This is a genomic window from Amycolatopsis sp. NPDC051128 (assembly GCF_040682715.1).
GTDB lineage: Bacteria > Actinomycetota > Actinomycetes > Mycobacteriales > Pseudonocardiaceae > Amycolatopsis.
Genome location: NZ_JBFBBN010000005.1, coordinates 55,717 through 79,135 on the forward strand (window position 1 = coordinate 55,717; position 23,419 = coordinate 79,135).

General features: G+C 70.9%; 18 protein-coding genes. 2 read left to right on the plus strand and 16 right to left on the minus strand.

Going from position 1 to position 23,419, the window contains the following annotated elements; all coding sequences use genetic code 11:
- Nucleotides 1-19: 19 nt before the first annotated feature.
- The 15 genes from AB0M82_RS07840 to AB0M82_RS07910 form a co-directional block, all read right to left on the minus strand.
- Complete coding sequence (locus AB0M82_RS07840) at nt 20-622, minus strand: histidine phosphatase family protein (protein ID WP_364718607.1); 603 nt, start codon at nt 620-622, stop codon at nt 20-22.
- Entirely contained in the window at nt 619-1,626 is a 1,008-nt protein-coding gene (locus tag AB0M82_RS07845; protein WP_364718609.1) for a 2-hydroxyacid dehydrogenase, read from the minus strand. The genes AB0M82_RS07840 and AB0M82_RS07845 overlap by 4 nt, the downstream gene beginning before the upstream one ends.
- 2 nt (nt 1,627-1,628) lie before the next feature.
- Complete coding sequence (locus tag AB0M82_RS07850; RefSeq protein ID WP_364718610.1) at nt 1,629-3,068, minus strand: FGGY family carbohydrate kinase; 1,440 nt, start codon at nt 3,066-3,068, stop codon at nt 1,629-1,631.
- Nucleotides 3,065-4,510: an FGGY family carbohydrate kinase gene (locus tag AB0M82_RS07855; RefSeq protein WP_364718612.1), complete on the minus strand. Its 1,446-nt coding sequence runs from the start codon at nt 4,508-4,510 to the stop codon at nt 3,065-3,067. The genes AB0M82_RS07850 and AB0M82_RS07855 overlap by 4 nt, the downstream gene beginning before the upstream one ends.
- 116 nt (nt 4,511-4,626) lie before the next feature.
- Entirely contained in the window at nt 4,627-5,412 is a 786-nt protein-coding gene (locus AB0M82_RS07860) for a DeoR/GlpR family DNA-binding transcription regulator (protein ID WP_364718613.1), read from the minus strand.
- A 69-nt stretch (nt 5,413-5,481) separates the two neighbouring features.
- Nucleotides 5,482-8,193 (minus strand): glycoside hydrolase family 78 protein, encoded by a 2,712-nt coding sequence (locus AB0M82_RS07865; protein ID WP_364718614.1) that lies wholly within the window; start codon nt 8,191-8,193, stop codon nt 5,482-5,484.
- Nucleotides 8,190-11,750, minus strand: coding sequence for a hypothetical protein (locus AB0M82_RS07870; RefSeq protein WP_364718615.1), 3,561 nt, complete (start codon nt 11,748-11,750; stop codon nt 8,190-8,192). The genes AB0M82_RS07865 and AB0M82_RS07870 overlap by 4 nt, the downstream gene beginning before the upstream one ends.
- Before the next feature lie 346 nt (nt 11,751-12,096).
- The gene (locus AB0M82_RS07875; protein ID WP_364718925.1) at nt 12,097-13,668 is read right to left on the minus strand and encodes an alkaline phosphatase D family protein; all 1,572 of its coding nucleotides are present in this window, start codon (nt 13,666-13,668) and stop codon (nt 12,097-12,099) included.
- A 420-nt stretch (nt 13,669-14,088) separates the two neighbouring features.
- Nucleotides 14,089-14,916, minus strand: coding sequence for a carbohydrate ABC transporter permease (locus AB0M82_RS07880; protein ID WP_364718617.1), 828 nt, complete (start codon nt 14,914-14,916; stop codon nt 14,089-14,091).
- Nucleotides 14,913-15,779: a sugar ABC transporter permease gene (locus AB0M82_RS07885; RefSeq protein ID WP_364718618.1), complete on the minus strand. Its 867-nt coding sequence runs from the start codon at nt 15,777-15,779 to the stop codon at nt 14,913-14,915. Before AB0M82_RS07885 ends, AB0M82_RS07880 begins: the two co-directional genes overlap by 4 nt.
- A 28-nt stretch (nt 15,780-15,807) precedes the next feature.
- Complete coding sequence (locus tag AB0M82_RS07890; protein WP_364718620.1) at nt 15,808-17,067, minus strand: substrate-binding domain-containing protein; 1,260 nt, start codon at nt 17,065-17,067, stop codon at nt 15,808-15,810.
- Entirely contained in the window at nt 17,064-17,420 is a 357-nt protein-coding gene (locus AB0M82_RS07895) for a hypothetical protein (protein ID WP_364718927.1), read from the minus strand. The genes AB0M82_RS07890 and AB0M82_RS07895 overlap by 4 nt, the downstream gene beginning before the upstream one ends.
- Nucleotides 17,421-17,550: 130 nt before the next feature.
- Nucleotides 17,551-18,342 carry a DeoR/GlpR family DNA-binding transcription regulator gene (locus AB0M82_RS07900; protein ID WP_364718621.1) on the minus strand — a complete coding sequence of 264 codons (792 nt, stop codon included), beginning with the start codon at nt 18,340-18,342 and terminating at the stop codon, nt 17,551-17,553.
- Between the two features lie 265 nt (nt 18,343-18,607).
- On the minus strand, nt 18,608-19,531 hold the full coding sequence (locus AB0M82_RS07905) for an NADP-dependent oxidoreductase (protein ID WP_364718622.1): 924 nt from the start codon (nt 19,529-19,531) through the stop codon (nt 18,608-18,610).
- Nucleotides 19,532-19,635: 104 nt separating this feature from the next.
- On the minus strand, nt 19,636-20,001 hold the full coding sequence (locus AB0M82_RS07910) for a MerR family transcriptional regulator (RefSeq protein WP_364718623.1): 366 nt from the start codon (nt 19,999-20,001) through the stop codon (nt 19,636-19,638).
- A 262-nt stretch (nt 20,002-20,263) separates the two neighbouring features.
- On the opposite strand from AB0M82_RS07910, the gene AB0M82_RS07915 reads away from it, so the two are divergent.
- Both AB0M82_RS07915 and AB0M82_RS07920 read left to right on the plus strand, forming a co-directional pair.
- Complete coding sequence (locus tag AB0M82_RS07915; protein WP_364718624.1) at nt 20,264-21,067, plus strand: SDR family oxidoreductase; 804 nt, start codon at nt 20,264-20,266, stop codon at nt 21,065-21,067.
- 59 nt (nt 21,068-21,126) lie between these two features.
- Nucleotides 21,127-22,008 (plus strand): helix-turn-helix transcriptional regulator, encoded by an 882-nt coding sequence (locus tag AB0M82_RS07920; RefSeq protein WP_364718626.1) that lies wholly within the window; start codon nt 21,127-21,129, stop codon nt 22,006-22,008.
- Between the two features lie 33 nt (nt 22,009-22,041).
- Here the strand turns inward: AB0M82_RS07920 and AB0M82_RS07925 are convergent, their stop codons facing one another.
- Nucleotides 22,042-23,304, minus strand: a complete 1,263-nt coding sequence (locus AB0M82_RS07925; RefSeq protein WP_364718627.1) for a lysyl oxidase family protein — start codon at nt 23,302-23,304, stop codon at nt 22,042-22,044.
- Between the last annotated feature and the right edge of the window lie 115 nt (nt 23,305-23,419).

Here is a 23,419-nt window from a genome sequence, read left to right on the forward strand (position 1 = left end):
GATTCCTTTCGAGTACGTGTTACGGCGCGCGGTTGAGCGAGATGAGGGCGACCGGGTCGGACGGATCGGCGGGCAACCGGATTTCGGTGAGCGCGACGTTGTCCAGCGCGGGGAAGATCCGCCGGTAGTGCTTCACCGGCAGGCCGAGGAGCACGCAGAGCGTGACCCGCAGGAGCGTGCTGTGGGCGACGACGAGCACGGTGCCGCTGTGCTGTCCGTCGAGTTCGCGGAGCGCGGCGGCGCCCCGGGCAGCGGCGTCGGCGAGCGGTTCGGCACCGGGGAAGGCGTTGGCCTCGGGGTCCTCCCGGAACCGCCGGACCGCCTCGGGTTCCATCTCGGCGAGCGTGTGGGTCTCCAGCTCACCGAAATCGACCTCCTGCAGCCCCGTCCGTAGGTGCAGAGGGACGCCCAACGCCTCGGCGGTGGGCGTCGCCGTGGCGACGGCCCGCAGCTGCGGCGAACTGACGACCGTGTCGACCCCCATCGACACACTCGTCTTGGCGAGCAGCTCGGCCTGCCGCATCCCGAGCTCGGTCAGCGCCGGATCGCTTCGCCCACCGGCGTACCGGTTTTCCGCGTGCCAAACCGTCTCGCCGTGCCGGGCGAGGAGAAGCCTGGTCATTTCCGCACCACCTCCGGGTTCGCGCAGTGCAGTGGCGGTTCGCCCGCCAGCCACCGGGCCGCCTCGACGCCCACCATCCGGGCCGCGCGCCCGGCGACCGCCCGGCTCGCGCCCGCCAGATGGGGCGTCATCACCACGTTCGGCGCGCTCCGCAGCGGGTGGTGGGCCGGCAACGGCTCCTGGTCGTAGACGTCCAGCGCGGCGGCGAAGAGGTGGCCGTCCGTCAGTGCCTTCGCCAGGGCTTCGTAGTCCAGCAGCCCGCCCCTCGCGCAGTTCACCAGCACCGACCCCGGCGGCATCAGCGCCAGCTCGCGCTCGCCGATCATCCCGCGGGTGTCCTCGGTCAGCCGCGCGTGGAGCGAGACGACGGTGGACCGGGACAGCAGTTCGTCGAGCGGTACCGACTCGACGTCCGCGTAGGGATCCGAGACCAGGACGGTCGCGCCCATCGCCCGGAGCACCAACGCCACCCGGCTGCCGATCGCGCCCGCGCCGACCAGGCCGACGGTGCTGCCCGCGACCTCGAGGCCGGTTTCCGCGTAGGCGTACATGCCGCTCTCCCACCGGCCCGCGACGACACTGTTGTGCGCCAAGGGAATCCTGCGCATCGCGGCCAGCATCACGGCGATCGTGTGCTCGGCGGTGGACTCCGCGTTGCGGCCCGGCGCGAACGTCACCGCCACCCCGTGCGCGGTGGCCTCGGCCAGATTCGCGTTCACCGGCCCGCCGCGGGAGACCGCGAACAGCTCCAGGCCGGGACACGCCTCGAGCACGCGGCGGGTCAGCGGTGCCATCTGCGTCAGGCACACCCGGACCCCTTGCAGTGCCTCGATCAGCTCGGCCTCGACATCGGACGCCTCGTCGACCTCCGCGACCTTGCCGAACGGCACGTGCGGCCACGGCAGTTCCAGGGTTCGCACGTCCCACGCCCCCGGCGCCAGTTCGGCCGCCAGCAACCGGTTCAGCACGAACTGGTCGCCGGCGAGGAGAATTGGTTCCGCCACGGTCACTCCTTCCACCAGCCGCGGTCGACGAGCGCCGCGACGAACGCGTGGTACGCGGGCGTCAGCTCGTCGTGCCGCTTCATGTCCGGTTCCAGCGTGCGGCGCACCCGCACGAGCCGCTTCGCCGCGGCGGGGATGTCGCCGGACAGCGCGCCCGCCGCCAGCACGGCCATGCCCAGCGCGGGTTCCGGGTTCACCGGCAGCCGCACGGGCACGCCGAGCACGTCGCACCGCAGCTGGTTCCACCACTCGTTGCCGGCCCCGCCGCCCGTGAACGTCACCGGCCCTCCGACGTCCGCACCGGCCGACGCGAGGAGCTCGAACGACAACCGCTCCAGGTGCGCGACGCCCGTGCACACGGCGGCGAACACCCGGGCGGGGTCGCCCGACACTTCCAGGGGCCCGCCGTCGAGGAAGCCGCGAGCTTCCGGCGCCACGAAAGGGAAGCGCTCACCGTGCCCCACCAGGGGGTAGCACAGCGGCACGTCGTCGATCCCGGCGGCGGCCGCCGTCAGCGCGGGCAGGTCGGCGGACGGGAACAGCGCCCGTACCGCCCCCGCGCCCGTGCTGGACGCGCCCCCTGGCAGCCACAGGTCCCCGTGCGGCGCCCGGTGGGAGTACACGGCGCCGGTCGGGTCGTGCGGGAGCGCCGTGCTGACTCCCTTGAGCGCCAGCGTGGTGCCGAGCACCGAGTTCCACTCGCCGACGTCGAGCGCGCCGGCCGCGAGCTGCGCCGCGCACCCGTCGGTCATGCCGGCGACCACCGGGGTGCCCACCGGAAGCCCGGTCGAGGAAGCGGCGTCCGCGCACATCTCGCCGAGCACGGTCCCCGGCCGCACCACCTCGGGCACCACGTCTTCCGAAATGTCCAACGCGGACAGGATGTCCGACGGCCAGCGGTCCTCGATCAGGTTGTACCCGGTCTTGAGCGCGTGGCTGGCATCGCTCGCGACCGGGTGCCCGACGAGCGCGGCGGCCACCACGTCCGGCTGGTGCGCGAGCCGCACCTGAGGGCCGAGCAGCCCCTCTTGCCGCCACCACAACAGCTTCGGCAGCGCCCACGCCGGCTGCATCCGGTAGCCGAGCCGGCTCCACAACGCTTCGCCGGCCTCTTGGGCGACCACGGCGAACGCACCGGCGCGGGTGTCGTCGTACATGAGGCCGGGCGTGCGCGGTGAGCCGTCGGTTCCGGTGAGCAGCACGGTCCCCGAGGTGGCGCAGACGGCGACCGCGCCGACCTCGCGACCACCCAGGTCCAGCGCGGCCAGCGCTTCGGCGGTCAGGGTCCACCACGTGCCGGGGTCCTGCTCGTGCCGGTTCCCGGACCGGGTGCCCCGCAGCGGCCGGCGAGCCGACGCGACGGTCTTTCCCGCACCGTCGACCGCGAGCGCGCGGACGCTCTGCGTCCCGAGGTCGACGCCGACCCACAGAGGTTCGCTCATCGCCAGCGATCCCATCGGGTCGCCGCCAGCGCGCGAGTCTCCAGGAACTCCGCGTGCGCCTGCTCGTACAGGTCGCTCGTGGCGGCCTCCGGCTCGTAGCGAGCCGCGGGGCGGACCAGTGCGCTCGCCGCGGCCGCCAGGTCCGGGTAGTCGCCGAGTGCCGTCAGCGCGAAGACCTGCGCTCCCTTCGCGCCGACTTGCGAGTCCTCGGTGGACACCGCGGGCACGCCGGTGATGTCGGCGATCAGCCGGCACCACAACGGGCTCGCCGCGCCGCCACCGCACAGTCCCAGCTCGACCGGCCGGCCCGGCGCCGCGTCGAGGCAGTCGCGGATGACGTGCGCGAGGCCCTCCAGGACCGCGCGGGCGAGGTGCGTGCGGCCGTGGGAGAACAGCATGCCGGTGACGAACCCGCTCGCCGCCGGGTCGAGGAACGGCGCCCGCTCCCCCGCCGGCGACAGGTACGGCCAGACGCGCAACCCGTCCGCCCCCGGCGGGGCCTGCGCCGCCAGCGTGGTCACCTCGTCGTGGTCGGCGAGACCCAGCAGGCCGACGAGCCAGTCGACGACGCCGGTGCCGGCGAGCGTGGGGAACGATCGCATGATCAGGCCGGGCGTGCCGAAGTCGAGCGTCAGCCCGGACGGCTCCCCCGTCGTGTCCGGGGCCGCCACCAGCATCTCCGTGCACAGTGTCGTGCCGAGAATGCAGGCCGCCTGGCCGACGTCCGTGGCGCCGGCGCCGAACGCGGTGGTCACGATGTCGTACGGGGCGAGCACGACTGGCGTGCCGGCCGGCAGGCCCAGTTCGGTCGCGGTGAGCGGCTGGACCTGGTCGGTGAGCAGGGGTGGCAACACGGCCGGGTCGATGCCGTACAGCTCCGTGAGCTCGGTGGAGTAGGTGCCCTGGTGGATGTCGAGCCAGGGCGCGGACGCCTCGGACTTCTCGATGCCGAGGACGCCGGTCAGTTTGAGGAACAGCCAGCCGCCGCAGGTCAGGACGGTGCCGGGTGCGTCGCGACGCAGGGACCGGAGGATCGCATTGGGCAGGCCGGCGTTGGTGAGCGAGCCGTTGATCCGGTACGCGCGCTCGAGGGTCCCGTCGGCGCGCCAGTCCCGGACGACGTCGGTGGCGCGGCCGTCGTTCCACAGGACCGCGGGTCCCGCCGGCCGGCCGTCGGGGCCGACGAGCCAGGCGCCGTCGCCCTGCGCGGTGACCGCGAGCAGCCGCACCGGCCGCGCGACCCGCGCGACCGCCTCGCCGACGGTCGCGACGACCGCGTCCCACACCTCGAGCATGTCCTGCTCGCACCGTTCCCGGCTCGGGTGGCGCACGGTGGTTTCCCGCCGCGTGACGGCGAGCTCACGGCCCTCCATGTCGAACACCACGGTCTTGATGACGGTCGTGCCGGCGTCGACGCAGATCGCGACTTCGTTGTCTGCCACGGCGACATTACAAGCTGATCGCCGACAACTTCGCAACTCTTAACATTGATCTTGATCGAGGTGGCCCGTTTCCTGGCCCAGAACGATCCAAGGGCTCCCGAATTTCACATAAGTTCTCAAGCGAGGTCGATCGTGGCGCCGCGCGCCCGCTCCCGCCGGACGACCTGATCCGGCGTCGCGTCGTCCACGACCACCCGGTCGAGGTCGGCCAGCCGGACGAGCCGGTGCAGGGCGCGCCGGTCGAACTTGGTGTGGTCGATGAGCGCCACGCTGCGGGCCGCGGACGCGATCAGGGCGCGGCGAGTGACGACCGTGTCGAGCGACTGGATGTAACAGACGCCTTCGGCCACCGCGGTCGTCGAGAGGAACAGCAGGTCGTAGCGCAGGCGGGCGGCGGCGTCGGCGGTGGCCTGGCCGAGAAACGAATCGTAGGCGGCGTCGTACCGGCCACCGAGCCCGATCAGCTCGATGCCCGGCTGGGCGGCGAGCGCCCGGATCACCGGCTGGAAGTGCGTGACGACCGTGAGCGGCGCCTTCGCGGGCAGCAGCCGGGCGAGCACGAGCGAAGTCGTGCTGTCGTCCAGGGCGATGACCTGGCCGGGCTGGACCTCGGTGCGCACGACCTCGCGGGCGATGGCCAGTTTCGCGTCGACCTGCGCCTGCATGCGGTGTTCGAGGTCGCCGTGGAACGTGGTGGTCGGCGCGCTGGTCGCACCACCACGCACCTTGTGCAGGAAGCCGAGCCGCTCCAGCTCGTCGAGGTCACGGTGGACGGTCATGATGCTCACGCCGTAGTTCTGGGCCAGCGTGTCGACCCGCACGAACCCGGCCTCGGCGACCTGCCGCCGCATCGCGCCACGCCGAAGCTCGGGGTTGCGCCGTGCGCCATCAGGGATGTTCACGCCGCTCAGCATGCACCAGGGGACGGGTCGCCCGCGCCAGGCACGGCCCGCCGACCGGGTAGGTCACGCTCACTCCAGGAGCTTTTCCAGCGCCCGTTCGGCGGCCGAGAAGTCCGCGAGCGTCTTCATGGCCAGGAAACCGGCCAGTTCGGACGCCGGCCGGTCGAGGTGGCACCCGGCCCGCCGGGCGGCGTCGACCGCGTCGTCGGCGATCCCGTGCGAGACCAGCAGCGACACCGCGTCCGCCCACTTCGGGGAGCCGATGAGGTCGCGAACGGTCCGCACGCGCGGCGGCGAGAGACACGGGTCGGGGACCGTCCAGCTGTGCCGGCCGTGCCGGACCTCGACGAGCGCCTCACCCGGGACGTGCACCTTCGCCGTCACCCCCGGCGGGACCACGACGTCCAGCGTGAACTGCCCGTCGCGCCGCTGCCAAGCCACCGAAGCCTCACCGTAGGGCGTCTCGTGCCGGGCCGAAGCGTGCGTGAGAGCGGCGTCCGGGATCGGGCGGACGGTCAGCTCGCGGTACCCCGGAGCGGACGGCGCCAGCCCTGCCACCGTGCGGTGCATCCAGTCGGCCACCGCACCCAGCGCGTAGTGGTTGAACGACGTCATCTCGCCCGGGTTGATCGTCCCGTCCGGCAGCATGCTGTCCCAGCGCTCCCAGATCGTCGTCGCCCCCATCGTCACCGGGTACAGCCACGACGGGCACCCGCGCTCCAGCAGCAGCCGGTACGCCAGCTCCGGATACCCGGCGCTCGTCAGCGCATCCGTGATCAGCGGGGTGCCGACGAATCCGGTGGCGATGCGGAAACCGTTGGCGCGCACCAGGTCGGCCAGCCGCCGGCCGGCCACGGACCGCTGCTGGGGCGTCGGCAGCAGTGCCCATTCGATGGCCTGCGCGTAGATGGTCGGCGCGTCCGAGAGCACCCGGCCCGAGCCGGTGACGTACTCCCGCGCGAACGCCTCCCGCGTCCGTTCGGCCAGTTTCCGGTACGCCGAACCGTCCCGGCCCAGCACCTCGGCGGCGGCCGCCACGATCTCCGCGGACCGCACGAGGTACGCCGTCGCGACCACGTCGGAGTCGGCTTTCGCGGCGAACGGGTCGTCCGGTGGCGCGGCCGGGTCGAGCCAGTCGCCGAACTGGAACCCGCCGGACCAGACGCCGTCCGTGGTCAGCGAAGCGATCTTGTCGACCCACCCGCGCATGCTGCCGAACTGCCGCTCGAGGACCTCCGCGTCACCGAACCGCTGGTAGAGCACCCACGGCACGACGACCGCCGCGTCGCCCCAGGCGGTCGCCGCCGGGTCGTCGCCGGGCAGCACGTCCGGGATCACGAACGGCACCGCGCCGTCCGGCCGCTGGTCGGCCGCGAGGTCGGCCAGCCACGAGCGCAGGAACCCGGCGCTGTCGTAGAGGAAGCTCGCCGTCGGCGAGAAGACCTGGATGTCACCGGTCCAGCCGAGCCGCTCGTCGCGCTGCGGGCAGTCGGTCGGCACGTCGAGGAAGTTGCCGCGCATGCCCCACACGACGTTCTCGTGGAACTTCTCCAGGTCCGGGTCCGAGCAGCCGAACCAGCCCGTGCGCCGCAGATCGCTGTGCACCACGACGGCCTCGAGGTCGCCGGCCCGCAGATCGTCCACTCCGGACACCTCGGCGTACCGGAAACCGTGGAACGTCAGGCTGGGCTCCAGCACGGTCTCCGCGGCGCCGGACAGGACGTAGGTGTCGGTCGCCTTCGCCGACCGCAGCGGGCGCACGCCCAGCTCACCGTCTTCCAGCACCTCGGCGTGCCGCACGGTGACCTCCCGCGCGCCGCGCACGCGCAGCCGCACCCAGCCGACGACGTTCTGCCCGAAGTCGACCAGCGTCTTCCCGGACGGTGCGGACCACACTTGCACCGCCGGCACCACCTCGGTCACCCGCACCGGCGGGCCCTCCGGCGCGACCAGGCGGCCGAAGTCGGCGGCCACCACCTCGACCTCGTCCACAGTGGACGGCTCGGCCGTCAGATCGGTGTGCTGCCCGTCGTAGAGGTCGTCGGCGACGATCCGGCTCTCCCGGGCCGACCACCGCTCGTCGGTGCCGACGACTTCGGTCGAGCCGTCGGCGTAGGTGACCTCCAGCTGCGCCAGCAGCGCGAGCCGGTCGCCGTAGATCGCGCGCCGGCCGGACCAGCCGAGCCGGCCGCGGTACCAGCCGTTGCCGAGCAGGACTTCCAGGTCGTTGGTCCCCTCGCGCAGCAGCGAGGTGACGTCGTGGGTCTGGTACCGCAGCCGGTGCCGGTAACTCGTCCACCCGGGAGCCAGGACCTCGTCGCCGACGCGCGTGCCGTTGATCGTCGCGGTGTAGACGCCGTGCGCCGTCGCGTACAGCCGGGCGGAGACGATGCCGGGCCGCAGCGTGACGGACCGGGTGAGGATCGGTGCGCGCTGCCCGACGCCGCCGATCGTGCGAGGGCTGACGAACTTCGCCGACCAGTCCCCGGCCCGCAGCAGCCCGGTTTCCACCGTCGCGGGCTCCGACCACTCACCGCCGGGTTCGACGCGGACCCGGACGGTCGCGCGGGTCCGCGACGGCAGCGGTGCGAACGGCCACGGCACCAGCACCTGCTCGGCCGAGGCGACCCGGACCGTGCGCGAACCGTCCAGCTCGATCTCGTAGGCGGTCTGCGCCCAGCCGGGATCGTCGGTGCGCACCTGCCACGACAGCCGTGGCGTGCCGGTGCCGATTCCCAGTGCGGTGTCCAGATGCTCGAACCGGACGGCGGTGACGGTCAACGGTCACTCTCCTTTTCGTGCTGTACCAGCCGCACCGGACCGAACAGGCCGGTGCGGACCTGTCCGGCGGCCACGGCCGACGTGGGTGACGCGTCGTCGAGGTACCCGGCGAGGGTCCCGCGGACGACGACCTCCAGTTCGTTGGCTCCCGGCCGGAGCGCGTCCGAGATTTCGGCCCGCCAGGGTCCCCAGACCAGCCGATCTACCAGGTGCCCGTTCACCACGACGTCCGCGGTGCCGCGGACCTCGCCGAGGTCGAGCACGACGCGGCCGGGCGGGGCCTCGATCGTCGTGCGGTACCGGACCAGGCCGCCGAGCGCGCGCAGCCCGAGGTCCTCCCAGCTGCGCAGCTCGACCGGCGCCTCGGCCGTCTCCACCTCGAGCCCGGCGTCGAGCAGGGCGCCGCCGCGGCGTCCGTCGACCGCGCGGAACCGCAGCTGGACCGGGGTGCCCCCGGGCAGCGGCTCGGGGAAGCGGACGCGCTGGCCGACCGGCTTGAACTCGGTCTCGCCGACGCGCACGAGTACCTCGAGGCCGGTCGGGATCCGCAGCGCCACCGCGCCGAGCGGGGCCGGGAAGGTCAGCGTTTCGGTGCGCTCGCCGAGCGGTGCAGCGTCTTCCACGTCGGGGACCACGGCGACGACGACGTCGCCCGGAACGGCCGCCGGTTCGAGCCAGTGCGCGCCGGGCAGGGGGTGCGGCCGCGGGTGCAGGCACAGGAAACGCGGGTCGCGCTTGTGCGAACGGCGCACCTCGCCCCAGTCCGGGCCGCTGACCAGACGCGGGTCGGCCGAGTCGACGGCCACCGGTCCGGCCGTGAGGAGCGTGAGGGTGTTCTCGCCGGGCCGGAGGTGTTCGCGCAGGTCGTAGGGGTGGACGCGGATCTCGCGGAAGCCCGGGTAGGGATTGAAGTCGCCCTGGCGCCCGAGCTCGGTGCCGTTCACCAGCACGCGGCAGGCTTCCTCACTGGCGACCTGCACGATCGCCTCGCCGGACAGCTCGCCGAGGTCGAAGGTGCGGCCGATCTCGCCGCCGGCGAGCCATTCCGGCCTGCGGTAGGCCGCCGGATCGGTGACGACCGCGAACGACGCTCGCAGCGGGCCGTCCTGGTCGGCGGTGAACTCGATCTCCACGCGCACCGTCCGGCCGGCCGGAAGCGGGCTGAACGACTGGTACCCGGGGCCGTCGGCAGGCAGTTCCGAGCCGTCCGCGAACACCCGCCGTGCCGCGCTCGCCCCGACCGCGAGGAACAGCCCGTCGCGGTCGGGCAGGGGAAGATACGTGCGGACCGCGACCGTCTCCCCGGCGCGGACGTGCCGCCAGTCGAGAAACTCCTCAGGCACGTAACCCTTGGGGCCCAGTGTTTCCCCGTGCCCCGGGTCATCACGGATGCCGCGGGACAACGACCAGGTGGCCGGCCGCCACCCGGCCGCGTCCCGGACCTCCGCGAACACGCCGTACCCGGCCAGGGCGGCACCGAACCGCCAGACCTCGACCGGCAGGACCCCGGTGCGGGCCGGGTCGGCGAGGTCGCCGTGCCGGTTGTCCAGTGTGGACTCGGCGACCGCGTGCCAGCCGTCGACGGCCACCTCGCCGACCACGGGCCCGGGCGGGGTGCGGGTCGGCTCGGGCAGGTCGTCGCCGAACACGAGCAGCGTGATCGGACCGTCGGTGAAGACGACCGCCACCTCGCCGTTCACCACGGGCACGTTCGTGCGGTCCCCGGTGCGCGGGTTCCACTGCTGGGCCTGCCCGGTGACCCCGCCGACGCGGGCGACCCGGTCGCCGGGCGGCACGAACTCGTACCCGATGTCGTGCAGCTGCCGCCAGTACTCGTCCCAGGGGAAGCCCTTGTCCGTCCAGTCCTCCCGGTCGAGGTCGACGATCGGCGCGCGGGTGCCGGTGTGCTCGTCGTGCGCGGTGAGCAGCAGGACGTGCCGGTCGCCGTGGCGGCGCAGCAGGAACGGGACGTCGGCGGTGATCCGGGGTTCCGGAAGCAGCGCGGGCACGTCGTCCGGCTCCGCGACCGCGAGCGCGCCTTCGACCGCCGCGCCACCGACGCAGACCACCGTCCCGCCGGCCGCGGCGAACTCGGCGAGCCGGGCCGCCGCGGCCGGGAGCAGCAGCTCGACCGCGGGCAGGATCACCGCGCGGTAGGTCTCCGCGCCGATTCGCAATCCCCCGGCGGTCACCGTTCCCGACGCGATGGTGGCCTCGTCGAGCGTGTCGTGGTCGATCCCGGCCCGCTCCAGCACACCGCGTTCCTCGGCGAACCACGTGCCCACGCCGTTCAGCGCGTGAAAGGTGGCGCCGGCCCGCTCGGCGGGCGGCAGCGGACCGTCCAATGTGGAGTAGGCCTGCGCGGTGCTGGTCGGCGACAGCAGCACGACGTCGCATTCGTGGGTGCCGGTGGTCAGCACCGAGCACAGCCGGCTCACGGCGCCGGAGAACTGGTGGTAGGACGGCCAGTACGGCTGGCGCCAGCAGGTCGACGGCGGCGCCCACTCCCACCAGCCGCCCGCGGTCGAGTAGTACACCGCGTGGGGGTCGTAGAGCGTCGCGCCACGGCGCAGGAACGGCGCCAGCCAGTCGTAGGTCTCTTCGAGCGTGCCGCCCCAGCCGGAGGAGTGGAACGCCTCGATCCAGGTGCGCGGGCGCCCGTGCGCGTGGGCGAGCGAGCTGTGCACCTTCGCGTCGCCCCAGTGGTCGCTGCCCGGCGCTCCGTAGCCCGAGTGCGTGCCCAGGTAGTCGCCGTAGATCCGCACCCCGCCGACCGGATCGCCCTCGCGCGCCGGGCTGGCCTGGTCGAAACCGCAGATCAGGCCACGGTCGCCGAACCACTCGGCCAGTGGGCCGAAGAACGCGCGACGGGCGAGCCGGGCACGGTGGTCCTGGTAGTCCCTCCGGATGCGGGCGGACTCGGCGTCCGCGCCTTCGTACAGCGTGGACAGCCGCGGTGTCAGGTCGTAGCCGTAGTGCGCGGCGAAGGTTTCCGCGAAGTCGTGCCCCCAAGTCGGCAGCGGCGGCAGCTCGTCCTGGAAGAACCCGGGGATCACGGTCCCGAACCAGCGGCCGACGGTCCGTTCCAGCTCACCGTGCACCTGGTCGAGCAGGGCCGCGCAGGCCGCTTCGCCGAAGTAGTCGAAACCGCTGACGCGGTGGCCGATCGTGCCGTCGGGCTCGCGGTGCAGGGCCAGCCCGGCGAACTCCGGGCGGCCCGCGGTGAGGCGGCCCTGGAAGTTCGCCCCGGAGAACCCGATCTGGTCGTACATCCACAGCTGGAAGCCCAGCTCGGCGGCGTCCGCGCAGGCGCCGTCCAGCAGCTCGATCCACTCCGGACTCAGGAACGGCGGATCGTCGGCCATCGAACCGAACATCGGCCCGGTGGGCGCCAGGCACATCACCACGGCCTGCCGGACGCCCTGCGACACCAGCTGTTCCAGCTGCCACCGGATCCGATCCGCGGTGACCCGGCCGCCGCTCCACCACCAGATCGGCAGCGGGGAGAACTCGGGGCCGGGATCGGTGAACCGGGTCAGCAGCTCGTCGGAACTCATGCGGCCGCGCGCTCCGTCTCGCCGCCGTCCTCGGCGGAGCACGTGCCGAGGGCTTCACTCGATGTCATGTGGGCTCCTCGTCCTCGTTGACGCGGGTCATCTTGAAACGTATAACAGGCAGGCTGGCTCGCGCGTCCGAGTTCGTCGGCAGGGCCCGGGGTTGCGCCCCAAAGCCGTAACCCGCGTGATCGAAGCCGTAACCCGCGTGATCAGAGCCGTAACTCGCGAGATCCGGCCCCAATCACGCGAGTTACGTGCTCAATCACGCGAGATCCGGGTTACCAACGCCACAATGGGGGCGCTCGGCCCGAACGTCGAACAACTTGAGCTCGCCCCGCGGCGACGGTCAGGCGTTCTGCACGCCCGGGACCCGGTCCTCCACCACGAAGCTCGCCCGGGTGGCGACCGGCGCGCCCGGCTTCTGCACGTACGGCAACACGCGGAAGTCGCTCTGCCAGCGCTGCCTGTTCACGTTCACCCGCACGTAGCCGCGCTGGGTGTTGATGAACTTCATGTGCGGGTTGGCGGCGAGGAACCGCTGCGCCTCGTCGGTGCTGTCCGCGCCGTCGCCGCCGCTGGTGATCGACGTGCCCACGAACTCCGACGCCACCGTGGGGGACGTCGGGTCGGCGTAGTCGCGCTTCAGGTCCCACGCGTAGTTCTGGTGCCGGTCACCCGTGATGACCACCATGTTGCGCACGCCCCGGTCCTGGACCGCCGCCAGGAGCCGGTTCCGGTCGGCGACGTAGCCGTCCCACGGGTCGTACCAGACGTCGAGTGCCGGGCCCGGGTCCCGGTCGGTCTGGCCGATCGGGGCCTGGTTGCCCAGGATCTGCCACCGCGCCTTCGAGCGGGAGAAGCCGTCGAACAGCCAGTTCCGCTGCCGGTCGCCGAGGATCGTCCGGTTCTCGTCGAACCGCTCGGTGCACGTGGTGCCGTTACCGTCGCCGCAGGGCTGGTCGTCGCGGTACTGGCGGGTGTCGACCATCGTGAGGTCGGCCAAGCGTCCGTAGTTCAGCCTGCGGTAGATGTGGATGTCCGGGCCGTGCGGCAGCTGCGCGCGCCGGAGCGGCAGGTTCTCGTACATGGCCTGGAACGCCGCCGCCCGGCGCTGCCGGAAGACCGCCCGGTCCTGGTCCGGTTCGGTGTCGATCTTCGAGATGTCGCCGGCCCAGTTGTCCTCCACCTCGTGGTCGTCGAAGGTGGTGATGAACGGGTGGGCCGCGTGGGCGTTCTGCAGCGGCGCTTCCGTCTTGTACAGCGAGTACTGCAGCCGGTAGCGCGCGAGGTCCATCGCCTCGGTGTGGAAGCGGGGATCGGTCACCACGCCGCGCCGGTTGGTGCCCACCCCGGACTCGTACAGGTAGTCGCCCAGGTGGACGACGAAGGCCACGTCCTCGGCCGCGATGTGGTCGTACGCCGTGAAGTAGCCGTCCTGCCACGCCTGGCACGACGCGAAGGCGAAGTTCAGCTCACGGGGGTCGGACAACGCCGGGGGCATGGTCCGCGTGCGGCCGACCGGCGAGATCTCCCCGCCGGTACGGAACCGGTAGAAGTACTCATGGTTCGGCGCCAGGCCGTGGATCTCCGGGTGCACCGAGTGGCCCAGTTCCGGGGTGGCGACCACCGAACCGCGCCGCACCACCTGCCGGAACCGCTCGTCCAGGGCGAGCTCGTACTCCACCCGCACCGGGGTGGCCGGCATGCCGCCCTTGCCGTCCACTGCGAACGGGTCGGCGGCGAGCCGCGTCCACAGGACGACCCCGTCCGGCGCCGGGTCACCGGACGCGACGCCGAGCGTGAACAGGCCGCCGGCCTTGGGCGCGGCGAACGCGCCGGCGGCGTTCCAGGCGCCGGTGCCCAGCAGCACCGCCGCCGCCCCGGCGCCGCCGAGCCCCAACGCCCGGCGACGGGACATAGGTGTGGTCAAGACAACCTCCAGTGGTGGGATTCGTGCCTCGCTGTGCACGGGCTAGGCGGGTTGCAGTCCGGGGTTTCCGTTCTCCGTCACGAAACTGTCCCGGGTCGAGACCGGCGCGCCGGGCCGGGTCACGTACGGCAGGACGCGGAAGTCCGCGCGGCACACCTGTTCGTCGACCGTGCACCGGACGTAGCCGCGCTGGTAGCTGGTGAACTTGATGTGCGGGTTGGCGTCGAGGAGGTCCTTGCCGCCCTGGTCGAGGTCCTCACCGTCCTTTTTGGTCGAGATGGACGTGCCGACGAACTAGAACCGCGGGTCCGCCCAGCCGCTGCTCGCCGAGAACCCGGTCGCCGCGGCGGCGATTCCCACCGCGGCGCCGGACAACAGCACCTCGCGCCGTCCGACTGCCATCGATCGTCACCCCTTCAGGCCACTGGAGAAACCTTTGATCACGTACTTCTGCAGCACCAGGAAGATCGCCAGGATCGGCAGCGCCGCCAGCACCAGACCGGCGAACACGAGGCCGTACTCGGAGACGTACTGGCCGACGAACGAGAAGATGCGCACCGGGATCGTCTCCTTCGCCGACCCGCCCAGGTACAGCAGCGGGGTGAAGAAGTCGTTCCAGATGAACACCGCGTTGAGGATCAGCACCGTGCCGGTGATCGGCCGCAGCAAAGGGAAAACGACCTGCGTGAACGCTCTCAGATGGCCGGCGCCGTCGATCAGCGCGGCGTCCGCGTAGTCGCTCGGCAGGGCCCGGATGAACCCGGTGTAGAGGAAGATCGTGAACGGCAGCTGGATGCCGGTGTAGAAGATGACCATCCCCTGGTACGTGCCCAGCAAACCGGCCTCGTCGACCAGTTTGAACAGCGGGATCATGCCGAGCTGGAACGGCAGCACGATGCCGAGCAGGAACAGCACGTACATGCCGTAGCCGAGTCCGGTCCGGCGGCGGGCGATGAAGTACGCCGCGAACGATCCCACGGCGATCAGGAGCACCACGCTGGTGACGGTGATCACCGTGCTGTTCAGCAGGGCGGAACCGAACGACGCGCGGTCCCAGGCGTCGCCGAAGTTGCCGAACGTCGGTGACGTCGGCGGCGACAGCGGTGACGCCGCGATCTGCCGCGGGTCCTTGAGGGACAACGTCACCAACGCGTACACGGGGAACAGGAAAGCAAGCGCGACGGCGATCATCAACAACTCCAGCGCGAACGTCCGGAGTCCATAACGGAAACTCATCCGGCCGTCACCTCCCTTCCCCGCAGCATCTGCACTTGCACCAGTGAGATCGCCGACACGAACAGCGCCAGCACGAGCGCGATCGCCGTGGAGTACCCGTAGTTGCCGAACACGAACGCCTGCTTGTACAGCACGGTCGACAGCGTCTCGCTCGCGTAGCCCGGCCCGCCGTTCGTCGCCGCGTACACCTGGTCGAACAGCTTCAACCCGCCGATGGTCGAGAGCATCACGTTGACGGTCACGGCCGGGGCGAGCAGCGGCCACGTCACGTGGCGGAACCGCTGCCAGCGCCCCGCGCCGTCGATCATCGCGGCCTCGTGCAGGTTGTCCGGCACGGACGCCAGACCGGCCAGGAAGATCACCATCGAATAGCCGGCGAACTGCCACACGACCATGAACGCCACCGACCACAGCGCGAGATCCGGGTCGCCGAGCCAGTCCTGCCGCCAGCTCCCGAGGCCGATCGCGCCGAGCAACCCGTTCAGCCCCTCGCCGGGTTTCGGGTTGTACACGTACTTCCACAGGAACGCGACCATTACCGGGCTGACGACCGCGGGCGCGAAGAAGATCACGCGCAGCAGTGCCCGCGACTTGATGTGAGTGTGCACCCCGAGCGCGAGCAACAGCCCGATCCCGTTCTGCACCACCACGATCGCGATCGTCAGCAGCAGCGTGTTGACGACCGAGCCTCTCGCCGCGTCGTCGTCCCACAGCTTGGTGAAGTTGTCGAACCCGACGAACGACCAGTCGCCGATCCCGGTCCAGTCGGTGAACGCGTAGACGACGCCGGTGCCGGTCGGGTAGAGCACGACCACCGCGTAGACGAGCAGCGCGGGTACCGCGAACCACCAGGGTGGCATCATGAACCGGCGTGTCCTCCCGCTCACCCGGTCAGCCCTTCCGGTAGGTGTCGTCGAGCTTCTTGAGCGCCTCGGGAACCGTGGTCTTGCCCCCGAGGAGCTCCTGCACGGCCGCGAAGTGCGCGGGCTGCACCTCGGCGTTCGGCCACGCCTGGTCCATGAACGGCACCGCCTTGTCGTTCTTCAGGAAGGGCAGGAACGAGTCGAGCGCCGGATCGATCTTGGAGCTCGAGTCCTGCACCAGCGGCACGCAGGCGACCGCCTCGGCCCACGCGTTGATGTTCTTCTGCTCGCCGAGGAACTCGATGAACGCCTTGGCCTGGTCCTGTTTCTTGCCGCGCGCGCTGACACCGAGTCCCACGACGATGCCGGCCGGGATCCACCCGCCGTCGGCGGTGTCCCCGCCGGGTACCGGGAACATCGACAGGTCGTCGGCGTTCTTGGCGGCCTTGCGGAAGTCCGGCAGCACGGCCGACACCTGGATCGCCATGCCGGCTTCACCGGTCGCGACCATGGACGTCTGCTGCTCGAACGTCGTGCCGTTCGGGTTGGCGTTGAAGTAACCGCGCTTCTGCAGGTCCAGGTACATCTCGAAGGCGTCGGCCCATCCGGAGCCGGCGAAGCTGGCCTGGCCGCCGGCCATCTTCTTGTCGAAGTCCGGGTCCTTGGCATACACGGTGGACGGCACGAGCGCGTAGGTGATCAGCTGCGTGATCCACGGGGTCTGCGCGCCGAGCGCGATCGGGATCTTGCCCGACTGCTTGATCTTTTCGCAGACCGTGAGGAACTCCGGCCAGGTGGTGGGCATCGCGGTGACACCCGCGTCGGTGAAGACCTTCTTGTTGTAGATCGCGCCGATCACGCTCGCGCCGGCGGAGTAGAAGTAGGTCTTGCCGTCGCTTTGGAACGCGGGCTTGAAGTTGTCCGGGATCTTCTTCGTCCACTCCTGGTCCGACAGGTCGGCGAGCAGGTTGGCCTTGGCGATCTGCGCCATGCTCATCGCGCTGCCGTTGCCCGGGAACACGACGTGGATGTCGGGCGCGTTGCCGGCGCCGAGCTGCGTGCGCACCGACGTCTGCACCTGGTCGGTGGGCGCGTAGGAGGTGCTGAACTTCACCTTGCCGTAGGCCTTGGTGAGCTCGTCGAGCGCCTTCTGCTGGTCGGCGACGCCGACGAGCCGCAGGGGGTCGTCACCACTGCCCGACCCGCCGCACGCGGTGAGCGCCGCCATGGCGGCCACGCCGCCGGTGAGCACGAGGAATCCGCGCCGGCTCAGGTTGTCGATTGTCATGGTTTTCTCCTGGGGTGGTGACGCTGCCGCGGTGAAAGGGAAGTCCCGAAGTGAGCCGGCAGACGAGCGTGCCGGGCTCGACGTGAATGACCCGGACGCCGGCGGGCACCCCGGTACGACCACTCGCCGGCCGAGCCGGGCACGTGGTGGGTGAACGAGTTCATGGCCGCTACCCGGAGGCCGTCTTCCTCCGTGTCGCCGTCTCGACGCTCCCAGATCGTGGTCGCGTTGCGCCGCAACGGGTACAGCCACGACGGCGGCGGTCCTGCGCGGCCGGGCGTGCGCGAGTTCAGGGTGGCCGTGCTGGTCGAGCACGGGCGCGGTGAGCGAGCTGCCGAGGAACCCCGCGCCAGGACAGGCCGTACGGGGCCCGCGTCGCGGTGAGGTCGTCGGTCATGCCGCTCCGATCACATGTCAACGATGAGATGTGAAGTTAACACCAATGAGTGTTACGTGGAGCGTAGAGAGCGGGATTGAAACGTGTCAAGAAGTGGTGGCGACCTCGTAGGCGACCTTGTGCTCGTCCAGCTCACGAAGCGCCTCCGCGTCCGCGCCGTCGTCGACGACGACCCGCTCGAACGCCTCCAGCGGCGCGACCCGGTGCAGCGCGACCCGGCCGAGCTTGGTGTGGTCGATGAGCAGGATGTTTCGGCTGGCCGCGGCGAGCATGGCCCGCTTGACCGAGACGATGTGCTGCTCCTGGTGGTAGGCGAACCCGGCGGAGACGGCGGAGGTGGAGACGAAGCAGAGGTCCACCCGGAACGACTCGATCGCGTCGACGCAGGACACGCCGAGGAAGGAGTCGTGGAGGGGGTCGTAGTCGCCGCCGAGGGCCATGAGGCGGATGTCGCGCTCGCGGGCCAGCAGGTTCATGGCCTCGAGGAAGTTGGTGACGACGGTGAGCGGCGTGATCCCGACCAGGCGGCGCGCGAGCGCCAGCGCGGTCGTGGAGTCGTCGAGCATGACCGCCATCCCGGGCTCGACCAGCGCGGCGGCCCGCTCGGCGATGGCGTCCTTGGCGTGCTGCATGGACTTCATGCGGTAGGCGACGTTGCTCTCGAAGACCCCGGACGGCTGCGCGGTGACCCCGCCGCGGTACTTGCGCACGATCCCCTGGCGTTCGAGCTCGTCGAGATCGCGGTGGATGGTCATGAGGCTGACGCGGAACTGCTCCGCCAGTTCGGCGGCGCTCACCGAGCCGGCGGACAGCACGTGGTCGGCGACTGCCTTCCGCCGCCAGTCCGGCCCGCGACGGGTGCCGTGGTCCTCGGTCATGCGCCTCTTAACATTTTTCGCGTCAACATCACACAGCCTGTAACAATCCGGGCACCCAGGTCAAGAGTCGAACGAGCCCGAGCACCCCGGAGATCCGCTGACCAGCGTAGACCCCGGCGATGGATGAGATGCCCCCGAGCATCGGCCCCAGCGTGGTGAGCACGGTGACCGTGAGCTGGGGCCGGCCGCAGGCCGCAGCAGACCCGTCCTACCGCCGTTTTGCCCCCCGCCGCGGTTCTCGTCGGCCACTCACCCCTCGAGCAGCTCAGGTCACCTTGATGACGACCTTGCCCGAGGTGTGACCGCTCTCGACGGTGGCGAGAGCGGCCGGGGCGTCGGACAACGGGTGGACCGCCGTGATCGACGGTGCGAGGACTCCGTCGAGCGCCAGCTGGGCGGCGCGCTCCAGATTCTCGCGGTCGATGCGGCGCTCGACGAAACGGCCGCCGATGTCGGAGACGGACTGATCGCCCACGGCGATGACGTCGCGGGGGTCCCGCGCCAGCGGGGCGACCGTCCGCAGCGAGGGGCCGCCGACCAGGTCGACGATCCCGTCGAAGCCGCCGGGAACCAGCTCACGAGCCGCGCTGACGACGTCCCCGGCGGTGTAGTCGACGAATCGGACCCCCACGGTCTCGGCCGGCTCACGTTTGGCGGCGCTGCCGGTGCCGACCACGCGCAGCTCGCGCGCCGCGGCCAGCCGGGCGACCGCGAGGCCGACCCCTCCCCCGACGCCGTTCACCAGGATCGTGGCACCGGCCCGCAGGCCCAGCTGGTCGAGCGCGTCCACCGCGGTCGTCCCGGCCACCGGCAGCGTCGCCGCCACGGTCGCGGACAGTCCCGCCGGGATGCGCGCGGTGTTCGGCGCGGACAGCACCGTCGTCTCGGCGTAGGTGCCGCCGCCGGTGAGCGCGAAGCCGAAGACCGCATCCCCCACCTCGATCCCGTCGACGTCCTCCCCCCGCGCGAGAACGGTTCCAGCCGCTTCCATGCCCAGCACTCGCGGGAACGGCCGGCCGCCGTCGAGCCCGGGGACCAGACCCGAGCGCAGAAGGTGATCCAGGGGATTCACCCCGGCGACGTCGACCCGGATCAGCACCTCACCGCGACCGGGAACGGGATCGAGGCGGTCGAAGAACTCCTGCACTTCGGGCCCGCCGTGCCTGCCGAAACCCCATGCCTGTCCCATTTTCCGCGCCTTCCGGTGACCGGCCCGGTCGTTCCGGGCCCTGCGGTCATGCTGACCGCTGACACCGGTGTCAGGGGCAACCGGCTGAGGCGCGGGTCACACCCTCAGGCCAGCTGCGCCCGGTGCCGGCTGTTGGCGTCGAGCAGCACGTCGAGCGCGTCGCGGGTCTCGGTCAGGTGCGCGATCTCCGCGTCGATCCGGTCGCGCTCGCGCTTCATCGTCGCGAACGCGAACTCGACGACGCCCTGGTCGCCGGGAGTCTCGACGCACGGCAACACCATCGCGATCACCCGGCTGGACAGCCCCGCCTCGAACAGCTGCCGGATGAGCGACACACGCTCGACCTCGGCGTCGGAGTAGTGCCGCTGCCCGGCGTTGGAGCGGGTGCTGGTCAACAGGCCCTGCGCCTCGTAGTACCGCAGGGAGCGCGGACTCACGCCGGTGCGCCGGGACAACTCGCCGATCCTCATGCTCAGAAGCTACGCCCGCGTGACCAGCTTCTCGAGGGAACCTACCCGGCTCACGGGCCAAGCCACGCCAGGTGGCGCCGGAGATCGACCAGTACGTCGGCGGCCTTCTCACACGTCGATTCACGACGACGATGCCGGGTCGAAAGGGGCTCTCACAGTACCCGGATCACCAGGGTCTCCCAGATGTCCAAGGCGCCTGCCAACCTATTTTCGAGTCGGCTCCCGGCCACACATGCTTCCACGACATAAGGAACGAAGACCCATGGCGGACAACCAGTTCACCACGCACGCAGACCTTTTCGATCTGAGGGGGAAGTACGCACTTGTCACTGGCGGCACCAGGGGCATTGGGATGATGATAGCGCGCGGCCTTCTGCAGGCGGGCGCCCGCGTCGTCATCAGCTCACGCAACGCGGACACGTGCGCGGAGGCACAGCGTCTACTGTCCGAATTCGGCGACGTTCGAGCAATCCCCGCCGACCTGTCCAGGCATGACGAATGTCAGCGCCTCGCTGATCTTGTCAAAGCCGACTCGGAACGCCTGGACATCCTCGTCAACAACGCGGGAGCGATGTGGCGCGAGCCGCTGGAGACGTTCCCGGACGAGGCCTGGGACGCAGTGATCGACCTCAACCTCAAGTCGCCGTTCTGGCTGGTGCAGGCGCTGCTCCCCGCACTTCGCGGGGCGGGCACCGCCGATGATCCCGCGCGGATCATCAACATCGGCAGTATCGCCGCCATCCACGTCGCCGAGGCGCCCAACTACTCGTACGCCGGCAGCAAAGCGGCACTCCATCAACTCACCAGAGTTCTCGCCAGGGAACTGGGCCCACAGCACGTCACGGTGAACGCGGTGGCCCCAGGACCGTTCCCGTCGCAGATGATGGCGGCCACGCTCGATGCCATCGGCGACACGATCGCGGCGAAGGCCCCTCTGCGCCGGCTCGGCCGCGACGACGACATGGCAGGTATCGCCGTGTTCCTCGCCGGCCGGGCCGGGTCCTACCTCACGGGCACCATCATCCCGATCGACGGCGGCATCGCCACGACCGCAACAGGTACCTAGGCGTCGGGGGGTACCCGCAGAACCTCCCTCCGCCTGCGGACAGGGCCTACAGTGAAGGAGTGGCCATGATCGATCTGCGCACCGAGATCAAGGAATTCCTGAGCTCGCGTCGCGCGCGGATCGCGCCCGAGCGGGCCGGACTGCCCGCCTACGGCGGCAACCGCCGGGTCAAGGGTCTGCGTCGCGAAGAGGTAGCTCTGCTGGCAGGGGTATCGGTCGACTACTACGTGCGGATGGAGCGCGGCAGCCTCGCCGGCACCTCCGACGGGGTGCTCGACGCGTTGGCCTCCGCCTTGCACCTTGACGAGGCCGAGCGCGATCACCTGTTCCACCTTGCGCGGCAGTCCAGGGCGCCACGCCGCCGGCGACCCGCCGTGACGGTGCGTCCGGCGCTTCAGCAGGTGCTCGACGCCATCACCGATGCGCCGGCGTGGGTTTGCAACGGCCGTTATGACGTGCTGGCCACGAATCAACTCGCCCGCGCACTGTTTTCACCGGTGCTGGCCGAGACGCGACGACCGGCGAACACCGCGCGCTTCGTATATCTGGATCCCGAATCGGCAAGGACGTTCTTCGTCGACTACGACCGAATCGCCTGCGACGCGGCCGCGAAGCTACGCATGGAGGCGGGCCGCAATCCGCACGACGAGGAGCTGATCGCCCTGGTCGGTGAGTTGTCGACACGCAGTGAACTGTTCCGGCAGCGGTGGGCGTCTCAGGACGTCCGGCTCCACCGGTCCGGACGCAAGCGGATGCACCATCCGGTAGTGGGCCGGCTCGACCTGGACGTCGAGTCGATGGAGCTGCCCGCCGAACCCGGCCTGCACCTGACCGTCTACACCGCACCCGCCGGCACGGCGACCGCGGACGGTCTGGCCCTGTTGGCGTCGTGGGCGGCCAGCCAGGAGATCGGCGAGAGCGCCGAGCGACTCGGAGCGTGACAGGAGCAGCCCGGTCCACAGTGGACCAACCGGTCAGCAGCGCGACGCCTGGGCGCCGAGTTCCGCCTTCGGCGTCGCGGTCGCGAGCCCGGTCAGGGTGACCGGGATCCGGACGCAGTTGTTGCTCTCGTCGAGCTCGCGGAGCTTGTTCGCCGGATCGACCCTCGTCACCAGCACGTAGGTGCCGTCGGTCAGGGAGCTGACGTCGATCATCTGGTCGGGCAGCGCCCACCAGTACTCGTCCGACCAGCCGCGCGAAATGCCACTCTTGAACGCGTCGATCCCCGGCGGGGAAGCCGGTTCGGGGTAGAGGCAGCGCGGTGCGGGGAAACTCTGCGGGGCGTCGCCCTTCCTGCCCCACCACTCGATCTCGGAGTCGGCCATGCAGAATCCGTTCTTCTTTCCGGACGCGGCCGGGCCGCTCCCGGTCGGCGCCCCGGTGGCGTCCGCCGCCCACAGCTGGGACACCGAGAAGTCCTCGAAGTGGTAATGCTGGTGGATCGGGTGGTAGTGCATGACACCCACCGAGGGAATGTCGGTGAAGGTCCCGTCGGCGCGGTGGATGCGCTGCGAACCGACCACCTCGGGCGGTCGCTGGCCCGTGGGCATCGAGAACCGGACCTCGACCGGGCCGTCACCGACGTTGGCCATGGCCTGTCCGAACCGCAGGCAGCGCTTCGCGCCCTGGTCCTCGACCTCGCTGCGGAAGCACGACGCCCCCGGCGCGGCGATGTCGCCGCCGAACGGCGGCGGAGTGTCGAAAGTGACCAAGCGCTGCGGTAGGGCCTCGAGATCCGGCACGAGTTCCTGGGAACCGCGCCGCTCGACGGTCTCGTTCTCGGCAAGCCCTTCATAGCGGACGGACGGCGAGGCGGTCTCGGGCACGTACGGATTGGCGAAGACGTAGACGGTGTAGCGCGCGTCCGTCTTCGGCAGCCACACCGAACGGGCCGCGCCCAGCTGCGCGTCGGCGAGCGCGACCCGGCGGTTTCCGCGGTAGACGGCGAATCCCAGACTGTCGTCCGGGGTTGCCCCGACCGTCCGGATCGCCAGCTCGACCCCGCCCGGGGTGTTCCGCAGCCGGGCGGGCAGGCGGACCTCGACCTCGGCCCGGTCGCAGCCGTTCTGCCGGCATTCCGGGACGTCCCGGGTCCGCGGATCCTTCAGCAGCACCTGGCCGCGCCAGAACTCCGGCCGATCCGAACGAACGACGACACCGCGCTCACCGGCCACCGCCGGAGGCGCGATCAGGAGCAGAACCGACAGCAGCGTGACGAAGACCCGCATACCCCTCATCGGTCCAGCCTCCCGCGCCCGGACGGCGATGTCAGCCCCTAATCGGCCGGACAGCCGACGTGCCCACCTGCCAAGAACGCATCGGAAGTCCCCCCGGTTCGATCATCCTCGTCGG

What these genes read in the sequence shown, in the direction of transcription:
- AB0M82_RS07875 (WP_364718925.1), bottom strand. Translation starts at nt 13,668, where the DNA reads ATGTCCCGTCGCCGGGCGTTGGGGCTCGGCGGCGCCGGGGCGGCGGCG.
- AB0M82_RS07850 (WP_364718610.1), bottom strand. Translation starts at nt 3,068, where the DNA reads ATGAGCGAACCTCTGTGGGTCGGCGTCGACCTCGGGACGCAGAGCGTC.
- AB0M82_RS07870 (WP_364718615.1), bottom strand. Translation starts at nt 11,750, where the DNA reads ATGAGTTCCGACGAGCTGCTGACCCGGTTCACCGATCCCGGCCCCGAG.
- AB0M82_RS07925 (WP_364718627.1), bottom strand. Translation starts at nt 23,304, where the DNA reads ATGAGGGGTATGCGGGTCTTCGTCACGCTGCTGTCGGTTCTGCTCCTG.
- AB0M82_RS07885 (WP_364718618.1), bottom strand. Translation starts at nt 15,779, where the DNA reads ATGATGCCACCCTGGTGGTTCGCGGTACCCGCGCTGCTCGTCTACGCG.
- AB0M82_RS07890 (WP_364718620.1), bottom strand. Translation starts at nt 17,067, where the DNA reads ATGACAATCGACAACCTGAGCCGGCGCGGATTCCTCGTGCTCACCGGC.
- AB0M82_RS07840 (WP_364718607.1), bottom strand. Translation starts at nt 622, where the DNA reads ATGACCAGGCTTCTCCTCGCCCGGCACGGCGAGACGGTTTGGCACGCG.
- AB0M82_RS07905 (WP_364718622.1), bottom strand. Translation starts at nt 19,531, where the DNA reads ATGGGACAGGCATGGGGTTTCGGCAGGCACGGCGGGCCCGAAGTGCAG.
- AB0M82_RS07900 (WP_364718621.1), bottom strand. Translation starts at nt 18,342, where the DNA reads ATGACCGAGGACCACGGCACCCGTCGCGGGCCGGACTGGCGGCGGAAG.
- AB0M82_RS07880 (WP_364718617.1), bottom strand. Translation starts at nt 14,916, where the DNA reads ATGAGTTTCCGTTATGGACTCCGGACGTTCGCGCTGGAGTTGTTGATG.
- AB0M82_RS07915 (WP_364718624.1), top strand. Translation starts at nt 20,264, where the DNA reads ATGGCGGACAACCAGTTCACCACGCACGCAGACCTTTTCGATCTGAGG.
- AB0M82_RS07910 (WP_364718623.1), bottom strand. Translation starts at nt 20,001, where the DNA reads ATGAGGATCGGCGAGTTGTCCCGGCGCACCGGCGTGAGTCCGCGCTCC.